The sequence below is a fragment of the Ruegeria sp. CJ2 genome (assembly GCF_056536745.1).
On the sequence record NZ_JBQFQF010000002.1, the window covers coordinates 117,331 to 132,924 of the forward strand.

14 protein-coding genes are annotated in these 15,594 nt (G+C 57.2%); 9 read left to right on the forward strand and 5 right to left on the reverse strand.

Annotation, left to right across the window (positions count from 1 at the left end; translation table 11 throughout):
- Positions 1–4 precede the first annotated feature (4 nt).
- The 6 genes from ACR0MS_RS02935 (at position 5) to ACR0MS_RS02960 (ending at position 4,753) form a co-directional block, all read left to right on the forward strand.
- Positions 5–766, forward strand: a complete 762-nt coding sequence (locus tag ACR0MS_RS02935; RefSeq protein ID WP_480569440.1) for a DeoR/GlpR family DNA-binding transcription regulator — start codon at positions 5–7, stop codon at positions 764–766.
- A 115-nt stretch (positions 767–881) separates the two neighbouring features.
- Positions 882–1,037: a DUF5993 family protein gene (locus tag ACR0MS_RS02940; RefSeq protein ID WP_171121178.1), complete on the forward strand. Its 156-nt coding sequence runs from the start codon at positions 882–884 to the stop codon at positions 1,035–1,037.
- Between the two features lie 9 nt (positions 1,038–1,046).
- A complete protein-coding gene (locus ACR0MS_RS02945) occupies positions 1,047–1,616 on the forward strand; it encodes a disulfide bond formation protein B (protein WP_480569437.1) in 570 nt (189 codons plus the stop codon).
- A gap of 34 nt (positions 1,617–1,650) precedes the next feature.
- Positions 1,651–2,013 carry a DUF3302 domain-containing protein gene (locus ACR0MS_RS02950; protein WP_480569434.1) on the forward strand — a complete coding sequence of 121 codons (363 nt, stop codon included), beginning with the start codon at positions 1,651–1,653 and terminating at the stop codon, positions 2,011–2,013.
- Between the two features lie 20 nt (positions 2,014–2,033).
- A complete protein-coding gene (locus tag ACR0MS_RS02955) occupies positions 2,034–3,179 on the forward strand; it encodes an HlyD family secretion protein (protein ID WP_480569431.1) in 1,146 nt (381 codons plus the stop codon).
- Positions 3,180–3,190: 11 nt separating this feature from the next.
- Positions 3,191–4,753: an efflux transporter outer membrane subunit gene (locus tag ACR0MS_RS02960; RefSeq protein ID WP_480569428.1), complete on the forward strand. Its 1,563-nt coding sequence runs from the start codon at positions 3,191–3,193 to the stop codon at positions 4,751–4,753.
- A 3-nt stretch (positions 4,754–4,756) separates the two neighbouring features.
- Here ACR0MS_RS02960 and mprF read toward each other — a convergent pair whose 3' ends face one another.
- Together mprF and ACR0MS_RS02970 are read right to left on the reverse strand one after the other, a co-directional pair.
- A complete protein-coding gene (mprF, locus tag ACR0MS_RS02965; RefSeq protein ID WP_480569425.1) occupies positions 4,757–7,366 on the reverse strand; it encodes a bifunctional lysylphosphatidylglycerol flippase/synthetase MprF in 2,610 nt (869 codons plus the stop codon).
- A 100-nt stretch (positions 7,367–7,466) separates the two neighbouring features.
- Positions 7,467–7,895, reverse strand: a complete 429-nt coding sequence (locus tag ACR0MS_RS02970) for an Lrp/AsnC family transcriptional regulator (RefSeq protein ID WP_170482371.1) — start codon at positions 7,893–7,895, stop codon at positions 7,467–7,469.
- A gap of 86 nt (positions 7,896–7,981) precedes the next feature.
- On the opposite strand from ACR0MS_RS02970, the gene rocF reads away from it, so the two are divergent.
- Positions 7,982–8,902 (forward strand): arginase, encoded by a 921-nt coding sequence (gene rocF, locus ACR0MS_RS02975; protein WP_480569422.1) that lies wholly within the window; start codon positions 7,982–7,984, stop codon positions 8,900–8,902.
- Positions 8,902–9,945 (forward strand): ornithine cyclodeaminase, encoded by a 1,044-nt coding sequence (locus ACR0MS_RS02980; RefSeq protein WP_480569419.1) that lies wholly within the window; start codon positions 8,902–8,904, stop codon positions 9,943–9,945. The genes rocF and ACR0MS_RS02980 overlap by 1 nt, the downstream gene beginning before the upstream one ends.
- A 135-nt stretch (positions 9,946–10,080) precedes the next feature.
- Here the strand turns inward: ACR0MS_RS02980 and ACR0MS_RS02985 are convergent, their stop codons facing one another.
- From ACR0MS_RS02985 to dctP, 3 genes are all read right to left on the reverse strand, one after another.
- Positions 10,081–11,484, reverse strand: coding sequence for a TRAP transporter large permease (locus tag ACR0MS_RS02985; protein ID WP_480569416.1), 1,404 nt, complete (start codon positions 11,482–11,484; stop codon positions 10,081–10,083).
- On the reverse strand, positions 11,485–12,117 hold the full coding sequence (locus ACR0MS_RS02990) for a TRAP transporter small permease subunit (protein WP_480569413.1): 633 nt from the start codon (positions 12,115–12,117) through the stop codon (positions 11,485–11,487).
- Between the two features lie 64 nt (positions 12,118–12,181).
- Positions 12,182–13,198, reverse strand: coding sequence for a TRAP transporter substrate-binding protein DctP (gene dctP / locus ACR0MS_RS02995; RefSeq protein WP_480569781.1), 1,017 nt, complete (start codon positions 13,196–13,198; stop codon positions 12,182–12,184).
- A 428-nt stretch (positions 13,199–13,626) separates the two neighbouring features.
- Here dctP and acs point away from each other — a divergent pair, with 428 nt between their 5' ends.
- Entirely contained in the window at positions 13,627–15,591 is a 1,965-nt protein-coding gene (gene acs, locus ACR0MS_RS03000) for an acetate--CoA ligase (RefSeq protein ID WP_480569410.1), read from the forward strand.
- The last annotated feature ends 3 nt before the right edge of the window (positions 15,592–15,594 follow it).

Genomic DNA, 15,594 nt, shown 5'->3' on the forward strand with positions numbered 1-15,594 from the left:
GCCCGTGTCACTTTCATTCCGCCAGTCTGACATTCTGAAAATCGCCAAACAGAACGGGCGCGTCATGGTTGAGGAACTGGCCGAAACCTTCGATGTCACGGTGCAGACCATTCGAAGGGACCTGTCAGAGCTTGCGGATATGGGAAAACTGGACCGCGTGCATGGCGGCGCTGTGCTGCGGTCAGGTGTTTCGAACATTGGATATGAAGACCGCCGCGCGCTGAATGCGGATACAAAGATCAGCATCGCGCAAGCCTGCGCCGAGGACATCCCGGATGGCGCGTCGCTTTTCATGAACATCGGAACCTCGACCGAAGCGGTCGCGCGCCAATTGCTGAACCACAAGGACCTGATGGTCGTGACGAACAATATGAATGTTGCGAACATCCTTGTCGAAAACACGGAGTGCGAGATCGTTGTCGCCGGGGGCGTTCTGCGTCGTTCCGATGGCGGCCTGATCGGAAATCTGACGATATCGACAATTGAACAGTTCAAGTTCGACTATGCCGTGATTGGGTGTTCCGCCCTTGATGCGGAAGGCGACCTGCTGGACTTTGACTTTCAGGAAGTCCGGGTCAGCCAGACAATCATCGCGCAGGCGCGCCAGACCCTATTAGTGGCCGACCACTCCAAGTTCCAAAGAACTGCGCCGGCAAGAATAGCTTCACTCGCTGAGGTTGACGTATTCTATACGGATTTACCGGTGACCGGAGACCTACGAAAAAAATGTACGGATTGGCAGACGCGACTGAATATCAGTCAATAAAACGCTGCATCAGCGTATGTGGAGTTTATTACAAAACCGGTTCTTGTCAGGTGCGGCTTAGCCTGACACTATCACAACGTATTGCAATCGTTGCACGGCAGGGAGGGTCCGGGCCATGATCGCGCTTTTATTCGCGTTGCTTACGGCCACAATGGGGCTGAATTACTTTCGATTGACCACAGCGGCCAATGTGCTGTTTTTCATCACTCTTGCGATGAGTGTCTACTGGTTCAAGTTCCATGCAACCAGCCAATTGACGATTCAACTCTAGGGGGCTGCGATGACACCCGATCTGTCCCGGAACCTGAACGCCCTTGGCACTCTGGCTGTCAGTCTGGTTTTGCTGCTGGCCTATGTCTATCAGTTGACCCTCTACGAACTGCCCTGCCCCCTTTGCCTGCTGCAACGCGTTGGTTTTGTTGCCGTTGGGGTTGGGCTGGGGTTGAACCTTCTATACGGCGCGCGGCCCAGGCATTATGCGCTGATGCTGATTGCCGCCCTCTTTGGTATCAGCGTTTCGGTGCGGCAAATCCTGCTGCATATCGTGCCGGGCACGGGGCATTATGGCTCACCCGTACTGGGCTACCACTACTACACTTGGGCGGCGATTTGCTTTTTCCTGATCCTGCTGGGAACCGCCATCATGCTGATGTTCGACCGGCAGTATGCTGACGACACAACCGATCAGCCTCGGTTCGGCGGCAGCGCACTGGCGAAGGTCGCGTTCTTCATAATGCTGGGCTTGGCCGCCTTGAACGCAATCTCGACCCTGCTGGAATGCGGCCCGGGCATCTGCGCCGACCCGCCGACGGACTACAAACTGATTGACGAACTGGGGACCAACAACTGAGGATGGGTCAACCGTCCCTCAAGGAGGCACGAGCATGGGACTATTGGGGCAGCCGCTTGGCTACTATGACTACCTGACATTTCTTGCGCTGATATTGCTGCTTGCTGCGGTTATGGGGCTGTTTCTGTTCCTGATGGGGCTTCCGGGCCGTATTGCGATCAAGCGCAACCATCCTCATGCCGAGGCGGTCAAGATCATGGGCTGGATGGGGTTTCTGGCAATCGTGCCTTGGGTCCATGCCTTTATCTGGGCTTTCCACGACGGCACAACCGTCGACATTCGCCGTATGCCAGACGATGAACGGGATGCCGTGCGCAAAGAAATCAAGCGGTTGGGTGGAACTCTGACCGACGAATATCGCGACCGGCTCGACCCCGACGAGACGCAGAAGAGCTGAGCCAAAGGAACTGAAACACCATGTTTGTCGCCCTCGGCATTACGCTTTTCTACATCATTTTTGTCTGGTTCATTTTCTTCAAAATGCAGTGGCTGCGGTTCAACATCGCCTGGGGCATCGTGTCCTTCTGGGTGGGTGCGCACCTGCTGCTGATTTTCCTCGTTGCCTTACGGTTCTTTCAGCCGTTTTCCATCGACAGCCACGTTGTCCGCTCGACCATCCAGATCGTCCCCCGCCTGACCGAGCCGACGATCCTGACGGAGGTTTTGGTTGAACCCAACACCGAGGTCAAAAAAGGCGACCCGCTTTATCGTTTCGACGACACTGTTTTTTCGCTGGAGGTTGAGGAAGCCAATGCGCAACTGGTTGCCGCACAGCAGAACGCGAAGATCCTTGAACAGGACGTCATCGTGGCCGCAGAAGCCGTCGAACGCGCGAACGCAAAGCTGGCCTATTCACTGACGCAGCAGGCGCGATACGAAAACCTCGTCCCCGCAGGCGGCGCGCGTCAGGATGAGTTGGATCGCTGGAACGAACAGGTCACCGAGGATCAGGCTTCGATCAAGGAAGCCGAAGCAAACCTTGAGAAGGCGGAACTGGCGCTGAATTCTCAGATCGACGGGGTGAATACGGGCATCCTGCAAGCGCAGGCACAGTTGGAAAAGGCTGAGTATTTCCTTGAGAATACCACGATCTACGCCCCGGAAGACGGCATGATCGTGTCGCAACAGGCGCGACCCGGCCTTGTTGTCGGAGATATCCGTCTGGGCGCGATTGCCAGCTTTGTGACCAAGGATAACCCCTATATTCTTGCGACCTATCGTCAGCAGAACCTCAAATTTGTCGAGCCCGGCCAGGATGTCGAGGTCGCGCTGGACCTGTATCCCGGCGAAATCCTCACCGGCAAGGTCGAGGCGATCTGGTGGGCCACACGCCAAGGTCAGTACCTTCCATCCGGCCGTCTGCCAGGTTTTGAGCTGCCCAAACTACCGGGCCGCATTGCGGTGCAGATCTCGGTCGATCTTCCTGACGGCCACACGTTCCCCGCTGGTGGGCACGCGGCGGTGGCGATCTACACAGGTCAAGGCAAAAGCTTTGAGTTCCTGCGGCGCATCAATATCCGCCTATATTCCTTCGCCAACTTCATCCGGCCACTGGACATCTGAGGACGCGCAGCATGAACCGGACCAAATTCCGCAGCAGGATCATCGGTACAGCACTGAGCGCGGCATTGCTTGTGGCGTGTACTCCGGTCGGTCCTGATTTTGTGCGGCCGAATTCTCCGGTCGTGAAGGAATGGATCGAGGTGAACGACCCCAGCGCAGGACCCAGTGGCCTGACGTCACGCAGCGCGCCGGTGGTGCGCTGGTGGGAGACATTCAACGACCCGACCCTGAACAAGCTGATTGCAGAAGCTTATGCCCAAAACCTTGACCTACAAGTGGCGGGAGCACGCGTTTTGCAGGCCCGCGCGCAATTGGGCATCGCGTTTGGCGAACTCTATCCGCAATCACAGGCTATCGGGGCCTCGATCGAACGGCGTCAGATCAGCGAAAACCTTGGGCCGATTTCGGACATTAACCGGATTATCCCTTTGGACACCGAATTTTCGACCTCGCAAGTCGGCTTTGACGCGCAATGGGAGTTGGACGTCTGGGGCGCGCAACGACGAGGCGTGCAGGCTGCACGCTCGAACCTGGCGCTGCAGGTCGCGAATTATGACGACGCGTTGGTTACCCTGACCGGCGATGTGGCCGCGCTATACGTCAATATCCGTGCATTGCAGGAATCTTTGGCCGTGGCGCGCGAGAACATTCAGTTGCAGCAGGAGAGCGCGGATCTGACCGAACTCCGGTTCAAAAACGGCGTCACGACTGAGCTGGATGTACAAGAATCCCAAGCGCTATTGAACAATACCAAGGCTTTGGTCCCGGCAATCGAAAGCGACTTGCAGCAGGCCAAGAACGCGCTGGCCGTGTTGCTGGGCGCAACGCCGTCAAGAATGGCCGGCTTGCTGGGGAATTCAGGTCGTATCCCCACGGCGCGGTCCAATGTATCCGTCGGCGTTCCGGCAGAGTTGCTGCGACGACGCCCGGATGTGCGCGCGGCTGAGCTGGCGGCGGCCACGCAATCGGCGCAGGTCGGGATCGCACTGGCGGACCTTTATCCCCAGTTCATCCTGTCGGGTGCTATCGGAGTGCAGGCTTCGGGTGGCCGCGATTTGTTTTCGGCGGCCAGCACGACGGGGCTTGCCAATGCCGGGGTGGTCTGGAACGTCCTGAACTATGGCCGGATCAAGAACAATGTCCGCGCGCAGGACGCCGCCTATCAAGCCCTGATCGCGAATTATCAGAACACGGTCCTGACGGCCTATTCCGAAGTTGAAAGCGCGATGGTCGCGTACACTCAATCCCGCAAACAGGTCGGGTTTTATGAAAACAGCGTCGCTGCCTCGCGCAAGGCAGCCGAGATTGCGGTGGACCAATACCGCGATGGGGCTGCCAGCTACTCTCGCATCCTGAACACGCAAACGGCGCTGCTGCGGTCACAGGCGAATTTGATTGAAGCCAGACAGCAGGTCTCCAGCAATCTGGTCGCAGTCTACAAGGGCCTTGGCGGGGGCTGGCAGATTCGTCAGAATCAGGAGTTCCTGCCCGAGACCGTCCTTGCAGAAATGGCATATCGCACGGATTGGGGCGACCTGCTGCAAGAAACACCGACTGGGATCAGCCTGAACTGATCGCTATTTCGTCAGGCCCTTCAACCCGCCTGAAATAAGGATGTTCACCTCATACAATATGCGGGGGGCTGCCAGACCACCGGGGCTGGCCAGATAGTTCGGGCTCCACTCCGGGTCGAACTTCTGCTTGAAGGACCGCAGCCCCTCAAAGTGATAGAACTGCTCACCGTGCTCGTACACGAACCCACCAATGCGGTTCCAGATCGAGGCAAGCTGGCGGTTTTCGATCCCTGAAAATGGGGCCGCTCCCAGCGAGAACCATTGGAACCCCTGCTCTGCCCCCCACGACATCATCTCTGCAAACAGAGCGTCCATGACAAAGCTGGGGCTGTCGGGCTCATACCGCATAAGGTCCAGTGACAGTTCAGACTTGTGCCCCCCCTGAAACAGATTGGCAAACGCAACGATTTCGCCCGTATCCCCGTTGCGCAGAACCGCATGGTCGAAATACGAGAGGTATTCGTTGTCAAACCCACCAAGGGCGAACCCTTTTTCTTCGCCCGCTTTTTGGGCGAGCCAATCATCGGAAATCTTTCGCAACTCGGGCAGAACCGGCGCCAGTTGCTCTTTCGGGATGATTTCAAACACATACCCCTCCCGCTCGGCCCGGTTCTTGGCCTGACGGAAGCGTTTGCGCGACTTTCCGTCCAAGGAAAAGTCACTCAGCGGCACGCGCGCGACCTCACCGATTTTCAGGATCGACAGGCCCAGATCAAGAAAGGTCGGCAGGTATTTGGTCGAAACGCTGTAAAACGCGCAGAGCTTGCCTTCACGGTCTGCCATTTCGCGAAGTTGCCAGATCAGTTGCTGACCGGCCGTTTCATCACCAACAGGCTCTCCCTTGGTGATCAGGGCGTTACCGGTATCGGCGTAGGCCAGAAAAGCGTCTTCCTCGGGCGAGATTAGGAACTGCTTGTCGCCGGTCAGAGAGATTTGCGCCTCGGTATCTTCGCTTTCCATTACCAGACGTTCGACCGCCGCAGGGATTTCCGTGCGAACCGGTGGCGGAATGTCCCTTCCAAACAAAGAGTTCACGGCTACTACGCCCAAAATGACCGCCACAATCAGGCTTGAGCGCAGGAAACGCGACGCGTCGCCGTTCCACGCGAATTCCCACCAAAGGGAATTCTGATATTCCACATGAGAATAGGCGAACAACCCAATCCAGAATATGACGGCCAGCAGAGCAATCACACTGACAAGCCACGGGATATTCAGTCTGAAAATCGACGCACCACTCACACGGTAGAACGCACCCCGGAACATGGCAAGCAAGGCGATTGTGCCCAGCATGCTGATCGCCTCATGCGTATTCAGCCCTTTGGTCAGGGACGCCACGAACCCAACAACCATCAGCAGCATGGCCACAACCCACGCCCGATAGAGTTTTCGGAACAATCCGCGCGAGACAAGGATCAGCAAGACACCGACCGCACTGCCCGCAAGGTGAGACGCCTCGACAAAGGACAAGGGCAGGAAATCCCGCAGAACCCCTAGGTTTTGGCTACTGGTCGGCAGCGCGCCAGAGACCAGCAGGATCACCCCGGCAATGGCTGACACACCCGCAGCAACCATCGGCACGATCGGACGCAGGACTCTGTAAACCCAGGTGGCGGCTCCGCCAATTCTGCGGCGATGCGTCAACGCCGAAGCGACAGCGATTGACAGACTGGCAATAGCGAACGGCAGGAACGTGTAAACCAACCGGTACAACAACAACGCTGCAATAACGTCCGAGCGGCCCGAGGCCCCCAACCCCGCGATCAGCGTGGCCTCAAACGCACCAATCCCACCCGGTGCGTGGCTTAGGATGCCTACCGCGATGGCGCCGATGTATACGGCAAAGAAGAACGGGAAGCCAATTCCCAGATCATCGGGCATCAGGACATAGAGCGTCATGGACGCACCGAACAAGTCACCAATGGCCGCGAGGGTCAGCAATCCGGCCAATTTTCCACCCGGCAGATTGAACCCCAGCCCCCCGTAGGCCAGCCTGCGCCCGCCCTTTGCCAGCCAGATCAACAGCGTCGCAAGGCCGATCAGAAGACAGATGCCAATGACGGTTTCGACGGTTTCGTTGATCGGTAGAATTTTGGAAATCCCATCGGGATGAAGGGTCAACAGACAGCCTAGCAACAGGACCATACCCGACCAGAACGCAATCCAGGACGTCGCGATGACACCCGCGACCCGCCCAAGGTCCAATCCCAGTGAGGCATAAATGCGATACCGGATCGCTGTTCCCGTGATGTAGGAAAAGCCCAGACAGTTCGACACGGCATATCCACACGCCCCTGCCATCCCCGCAACGGGCAACGGAACCTCACCATCTGCCACGCTTTGAACCGCGAAAACGTCGTACAGGGACAGGGAAACAAAACTGAACGCCGTCCAGCAGACGGCAAAGAACATGAGTTTCCAAGACGTGTTCGCCACGTCTGTCTGAACGTCAGACCATTTCACATGCGACGACAATTCATGCAAAACGACCAATGCGATCAATGTAACCAAAACCGGAATTGCGATACGGACCAGAGGTCGCTCAAGAAATCCCGTCGCACGTTCGGCCCAGCGAACCGCCCACAGTTCTTCGCCTGTGTCCTGCGTCGTCATATTGTTCCCCTGCTCTCAGGCCCGGTCATGGTCACTCGGGCGTATCGCTACGCCCGGAAACTGTTGCACAATTTCTTTGAACGTCAAAGCACTACGGCCGTCAGACGCGCCCTTTGCGGGTGGACAGCAATAGATTGGTTTCTGAGCGGGTGATCCCTTCCATCCGGCGGATTTGAAAGAGGATCTCATCCAACTCGGCCAAAGTTTCGGTGCCGATTTCAGCGATCAAGTCCCAGCTTCCATTGGTCGAATGCACAGCACGCACTTGCGGCAACGCTGCGATCCGCGACATTGTCCGCTCTGTGCCGCGGCCTTCGATTTCAAGCATCATCAAGCCGCGAACCGGGCTTTGCGCCACGTCCCGGCGGGTCAGCACAGTAAACCCAACAATTTCTCCTGACTGCTTAAGGCGCTGCAGGCGGCTGCGCACTGTTGCGCGCGTTACACCCAGAGTTTCGGCAAGCTCGGACAATGACGCGCGCGCGTCACGGTGCAGAGCACTCAGCAAGCGACTATCCAAATCGTCCATAGCTGCTTTCCATTTTGTTATGTTATCTACCTTTTTGAACAATTTGAAGCCTGTTCGCAACCCGCTACGAGTGACTAGATATTCATATGGATACAGGAAACGTAATATTGGTCGGCGCTGCGATGGACGCGGGGAAACGCCGACAGGGTTGTCGAATGGGTCCTGACGCCTATCGGGTGGCGGGATTGGAACACGCTCTGTCCACCTTGGGGCATGTGGTTCACGACGTCGGTGACATCCGCCCGGATGACACTGACGCCCCACCACATGATCACCTTTTTGCCCTGCCTGAATGCGTGGGCTGGACACGCGCCCTAAGCCGCGCTGCCCGTGACGCCGCCGCCAAGGGACTGCCGATCTTTATGGGCGGTGACCACGCTTTGTCGATGGGCACGGTCAAAGGCATGAGCGAATATGCCAAAGGGATTGGCCGCCCAATGTTCGTGCTCTGGCTGGATGCGCATAGCGACTTCCACACTCCCGGCAGCACCGACAGCGGCAATCTTCACGGCACACCTGTCGCCTATTTCACAGGGCAACAGGGGTTTGATGACTTTCCGACTGTAACGGTCCCGATCCCAACTGACCGGGTCGGCATGATCGGTCTGCGGTCTGTGGACCCGGCAGAGCGTCAACGGCTTGAACAGGACAACGCAATGCTGGCTGATATGCGCAGCATCGACGAACACGGGATCAAGGCCCCCTTGATGGCATTTCTGGACAAGGTGCGAGCCGCCAATGGTATGCTGCATGTTTCGCTGGATGTGGACTTTCTCGACCCCTCCATCGCACCGGCTGTCGGCACAACCGTTCCTGGCGGCGCAACCGAACGCGAGGCACATCTGGTCATGGAGCTTCTACACGAAAGCGGGCTTGTCTGCTCGCTGGATCTGGTCGAATTGAACCCCTTTTTGGATGAACGCGGTCGAACCGCAAAGCTGATGGTCGATCTGGCTGCCTCATTGCTGGGGCGTCGAATCTTTGATCGCCCGACCCGGAGTTTCTGATGACACAACCATCTGACAAGGCGCTGGTGCCATTTGTTTCTGTCGACAACATGATGCGATTGGTGCACCACATCGGTGTCGAACGCATGATCACGCAGATCGCTGCCCAGATCGAAGCAGACTTCAAAAGGTGGGAAAGTTTCGACAAAACTCCACGTATTCCTGCGCATTCACCGCACGGCGTGATCGAGCTTATGCCGACATCGGACGGTGAAGCCTATGGGTTCAAATACGTTAACGGCCATCCGAAAAATACCTCGGAAGGGCTGCAAACGGTCACGGCGTTTGGCCTGCTGGCTGACGTGTATACCGGTTACCCGACATTGCTGACCGAGATGACCCTTCTAACCGCGCTGCGCACGGCCGGGACATCAGCGCTTGTCGGCAGCTATCTGGCGCCGAAATCGGCGACAACAATGGCGATGATCGGAAACGGAGCGCAATCAGAGTTTCAATGTCTGGCTTTCAAAGCAATGTGCGGCATCAATACAGTGCGCCTGTATGACACCGACCCGAACGCAACCGAGAAATGCGCGGCAAACCTCAAAACGTCGGGCCTGACCGTCGTTTTGTGCAAAACACCTGAAGACGCTATTGAAGGCGCACAGATCATCACGACCTGTACTGCCGACAAGAAATACGCAACGATTCTGACCGACAACATGGTCGGACCCGGTGTTCATATCAATGCCATCGGCGGAGACTGTCCCGGCAAGACCGAGCTTCACCGGGATATCCTGCTAAGGTCGGACATTTTCGTCGAATATCCGGAACAAACGCGCGTTGAAGGTGAAATTCAGGCGCTTAGCCCGGATCACCCGGTTACGGAAATGTGGCAAGTGATAACCGGCCAGGCACCAGGCCGACGTGATGACCGGCAGATCACCCTGTTCGACAGTGTCGGCTTTGCAATCGAAGATTTCTCGGCCCTGCGCTACATCAAAACCGCGATTGACGGGACGGATTTCTACGAGCCGCTTGATATGCTGGCTGATCCTGACGATCCGCGCGATCTATACGGAATGCTGATGCGGGCACGTTGAATTGGGGGCTCTGCCCCCGCCACCCTGCGGGCGTCTCCCCCGGGATATTTGGGGCCAGATGAAGCAAGGGATCCGTTCTTCATCTGGCTAAAAATATCCCGGAGCGCGAGGCAGAGCCTCGCAAAATACAAGCTACTATCCGGCGAGCGACGGAAGATAGAGAACAATGCCCGGGAACGCGACAAGCAATGCGATCGTGACCGCATCTGCTACAAAGAAAGGGGTCACCCCTTTGAACACGTCCTGAACACTCAGGTCTGGACGTACTCCCGCGACGACGAAGCAATTCAAACCAATCGGGGGTGTGATCAGGCAGAATTCAGCCATCTTGACGACAAGGATTCCAAACCAGATGGCGCACATCGGCCCTGACATGCCAAAAGCACTATCTGCCGCGCTGACAGTCTCGCCCCCGTTCAAAGCCATGACCGCCGGGTAGACAACTGGCAGGGTCAGCAGCAACATCCCGATGGCATCCATGAACATCCCCAGCACCGCATAGGCGAGCAGGATACAAATCAGGATCAACATCGGAGACATTTCCAACCCGGTGATCCAATCGGAAAACGCACCCGGCAGGTCAGCAAAACCCAGAAAACGGACATAAATCAGAACGCCCCAGATGATCGAGAAGATCATCGCCGTCAGCTTTGCGGTTTCAAGCAGTGCGGACTTCAACTCGGTCCAGCGCATTCCATGGAAAAGAGCGAAGCAGAACACGATAAACGCTCCGATTGCTCCGCCTTCGGTCGGGGTACCCCAGGCTTTTTCACCAAATGGGTTGTAGACAAAACAGATGATGATCAAGATCACGGCCACGATCGGAAAGGCACCCGGCAGCGCGGCAAAACGCTGTTTCCACGTAAAGCCCGTGACCGGTGGGCCAACGGTCTTGAACACAACCGCAATTCCCACGATCAGCAATCCGTAGACCAGGGCCGAGAACGCGCCCGGAATGAAACCGGCCAACAGGAGTTTTCCCACGTCCTGTTCAACGATGATTGCATAGATCACGAGGATCGCGGAAGGCGGGATCAAGGACGCCAGCGTCCCCCCAGCCGCCACCACGCCCGCAGCGAATTGCTTGTTATACCCGACCTTCAGCATCTCGGGGATCGCGATGCGCGCGAACACTGCAGATGTCGCAACCGAGGCGCCGGAGACGGCCGCGAAGCCCGCCGTGGCGAATACGGTCGATACGGCCAAACCTCCAGGCACCCAGGCGACCCAGCGCTTGGCCGCCTCGAACAACGCGCGGGTCAGGCCCGCATAGTAGGCAAGGTAACCGATCAGGATGAAGGTCGGGATCAGGCTAAGAGTGTGGGCTGCTACCTTGGAATGTGGCACCTGCCCCGCCGTCTTGACTGCAACCGTCAGAGCTTTGCCAAACCTGTCTGGATCGTAGCCAAACTTGGCCCAGAAGATCCAGACGAGCCCTACCAAGCCGGCTAGTCCAGCAGCAAAGGCCACGCGCATGCCGGTGACGACCAATACAAGCAGGCCACCGGTGACCCAGAGCCCGATGTCAATACTGTCCATCTACTCGTCCTGCCCTTCAAATTGTTCGGCTTCGGCTGCGGCTTGTGCAGCGGCATCCTGGATCAATGGCACGGCGACAGGGCTTTCCAACCCAAGAACAAAAGCCCGGCCGTATCCCCAGATTTGAAGAACCAAGCGCACGCACAGTACCGAAAACGCGACGGGCGCCAACAGTTTTGCAGGCCAAAGCGGGATACCGATGTCGATCGAGCTGTCGCGGCTCCACAATGGCGCGCCGAAATCGAACGACCGGTCGAAATGGGACCAGCTTCCCCAGACAAGGGCCAGCATCAGCACAAGGATCAAAATGACCGAGATCAGTTCGAACAGCCACAGCGCCCGCCCGTGCAGGCGTGAGATCACGATGTCCATACGGATATGCCCGCCATCACGCTGAACGAAAGAGACACCGAGAAACGCAATCAGTGGCATGGCCTGCTCGATCCAGTCCACGTAGCCGGGTAAAGGTGCGTTGAATGCGTTGCGTCCACTGACCGACACAACAGCAAGAACCATCAGGCCAAAAACGGCAATACCGCTTATCAGGGCAAGAAACTGCTCTATCCTCAGCAGATGGTGATCCAGCCGGCTGAGGCGACTGCCATCTTCCAACACCGTGGCCTGTCCTGCCATTCCGGTGATCCCCTTGTTTATGATTGGTATCCGGGTGCCCTGTCAGGCACCCGGAACATTCAGGTCAGTTACCACCGCGCTGCTGTTGCAGCGTCGTTTGGACCAGATCATACAAGTCCTGTGCAGGCAGGCCCTGTGCAGTCATGTCCGCGATCCACTGTTCACGGATCGGATCGGCGGCCTTGGTGCGGAACTCTTCGATCACGGCGTCGTCGATCATGACCTTTTCAACGCCCTTTTCGGACAGAACGCCGTCCCACTGCTCCAACAGCCCGCCATAGTTGGCAAGGTAATGTTCGATTGCCTCGTCGATCGAACTGTTGAGCGCTTCGCGGTGCTCGGCCGGCAAAGCTTCATACGCTTCGATGTTCACGACGACCGGGCAGTTCACCGTGCCGGGGTTCAGGTTGGCGGTCCACCAATCGGCTTCGTTAATGGTGCCGAAGGACAGGTGCGCGTGCTGGGCAAACGCAACAGTGTCAACAACGCCCGATTCCATCGCGTTGAACGCTTCGGTCGCGGGAACCGATGTCGGTACGCCGCCAACGGCCTCGAACGCCTGTCCCAGGCCGCCCGTGGCACGGACCCGCATTCCATCGAAATCCGCCAAGGTCGCGCGCGGATCGCCTGTACCAACAAGGTTATACTGCGGCATCGGCGAGGTCATGATAATGCGCGCGTTCCACTGGGCCATCTCATCCTTGACCGCGGGATGGTCATAAACGGCGTGGCTTACGGCCACTTCTTCGTCCAACGTGTTCACGCCGAGGAAGGGCAGTTCCAGAACCGTGATCGCGCGGTTCTTGTCACGGTGATACCCCGCGCAGAACTGGGCCATCTCAAAGGCTCCGATCTCGATTCCGTCCAGGTTTTCGCGCGGTTTAGACAAACCGCCATAGCTGACATTGATCGTGAATTCGCCGCCGGTCTTTTCGCTGACAAGCTCAGCCAGCTTTTCAACATGTTCGGTAAAGGCGCGGCGCTTACCCCAGACCGAGGCACTCCATTCCGTGGCTGCGGCTTCCGAGACGAAGGCAACCGTCAAGGCGGCGACGGCGGCGCCGCTCAACATTTTTTTCATCATGAATTCTCCCTTTGCTGCGCCTCCTGTCGGGGCGCTTGGGAACAAAGCTAGCGCCAACATCCAGAAGTGCCAACCCCCGGACCCTGTTCAAAAATTAAGCAAGGAACAACAGTCATGCGCTAACAACCAAAAGGTGAGTTTCAAATGCAAGAAACCGGGACAAAGACCTCAGACCCGTTACCACAAAATACCTTACATTTTTCCTTTTGTTTTAATTGTATTTTTCCAGATATGACGGCTTGAAATTTACTAAATCAACGATGACGCAGAAAGAACTTTACAAACTAATCCATAGATTTCTGTAATTTATTTCCTTGTTTTCAGTTCTCCGTATTATTCGGTACCGGGAGGAAGCGGGTCGACATTGCAGGTTCAGCAGGCAAAATCGACCTTGTGAATTTTAGTCCAGAGGGAGGAGCCTCAGAATGACAACCGCTGCCCAGGCAGATGCCAAAGTCTATCCGCCATCCGCAGATACTGTTGCGCGTGCACATGTCGACGCTGAAAAATACAACGAGATGTACGCGGCCTCCGTCAATGATCCCGTCTCGTTTTGGGGCGAACACGGCAAACGTGTTGACTGGATCAAACCTTACACGCAGGTCAAAGATGTCAGCTATGATTTCGGATCGGTCGGAATCAATTGGTATGCCGATGGCACATTGAACGTGTCGGCCAATTGTCTGGATCGCCACCTGGAAACGCGCGGTGATCAGACGGCGATTATCTGGGAACCGGATGATCCGAACGACGCGGCACAGCACATCACTTACGCCGAATTGCACCGCCGCACCTGCCGGATGGCTAATATTCTCGAATCGATGGGCGTGCGCAAGGGCGACCGCGTGGTGATCTATCTGCCGATGATCCCTGAAGCGGCTTATGCAATGCTGGCCTGCGCACGGATCGGCGCGATCCATTCGATTGTGTTCGCAGGTTTCTCGCCGGACGCTCTGGCGGCACGAATCAATGGCTGCGACGCGAAGGTTGTCATCACTGCGGACGAAGCACCGCGTGGGGGTCGCAAGACACCTTTGAAATCCAACGCGGATGCGGCTCTGCTGCATTGCAAGGACACCGTGAAATGTCTGGTGGTCAAGCGTACCAACGGACAGACCACGTGGATCAGCGGCCGTGATTTCGACTATAACGAAATGGCGCTTGAGGCGGACGACTATTGCGCGCCCGCCGAAATGAACGCCGAGGATCCGCTGTTCATCCTCTATACTTCTGGCTCGACAGGCCAGCCTAAAGGTGTTGTGCACACGACAGGCGGTTATCTGGTCTACGCTGCGCTGACGCATGAGGTCACGTTCGACTACCACGAAGGCGATATTTATTGGTGTACCGCTGACGTGGGCTGGGTCACCGGCCACAGCTATATCGTCTATGGACCGCTGGCCAACGGTGCGACCACGCTGATGTTCGAAGGTGTTCCCACCTACCCGGATGCGGGTCGCTTTTGGGAGGTTTGCGCCAAGCACAAGGTCAATCAGTTCTACACCGCCCCAACCGCGATCCGTGCGCTGATGGGACAAGGCAACGAGTTTGTTGAAAAGCACGACCTTAGCGATCTGCGTCTGCTGGGCACGGTGGGCGAGCCCATCAACCCCGAGGCGTGGAACTGGTACAACGAGGTTGTCGGCAAGGGCAGATGCCCCATCGTTGACACTTGGTGGCAAACCGAAACCGGCGGCCACATGATGACCCCCCTGCCCGGCGCACATGCAACCAAGCCTGGATCGGCCATGAAACCCTTCTTTGGCGTTCAGCCGGTGGTCTTGGACCCGCAATCGGGCGTCGAGATCAGCGGAAACGGGGTCGAAGGTGTTCTTTGCATCAAGGATAGCTGGCCCGGTCAGATGCGCACCGTCTGGGGCGATCATGAACGGTTCGAGAAGACCTATTTCTCGGATTACAAAGGCTATTACTTCACCGGCGACGGCTGCCGCCGCGATGAGGGCGGCGATTACTGGATCACCGGCCGCGTCGATGACGTGATCAACGTTTCGGGTCACCGGATGGGTACGGCCGAGGTTGAAAGCGCGCTTGTGGCTCATGCTGCCGTGGCAGAGGCCGCAGTGGTTGGCTACCCGCACGACATCAAGGGTCAGGGCATCTATTGCTATGTCACCCTGATGAATGATCGCGAACCTTCGGATGATCTGCTGAAAGAGTTGCGCACTTGGGTGCGGACCGAGATCGGACCGATTGCCTCGCCGGACGTGATCCAGTGGGCGCCAGGGTTGCCGAAGACCCGTTCGGGCAAGATCATGCGCCGTATCCTGCGCAAGATCGCCGAGAATGACTTTGGCTCGCTGGGTGACACGTCGACGCTGGCTGATCCGTCGGTGGTCGAAGACCTGATCGAAAACCGCGCGAACAAGTGAGGA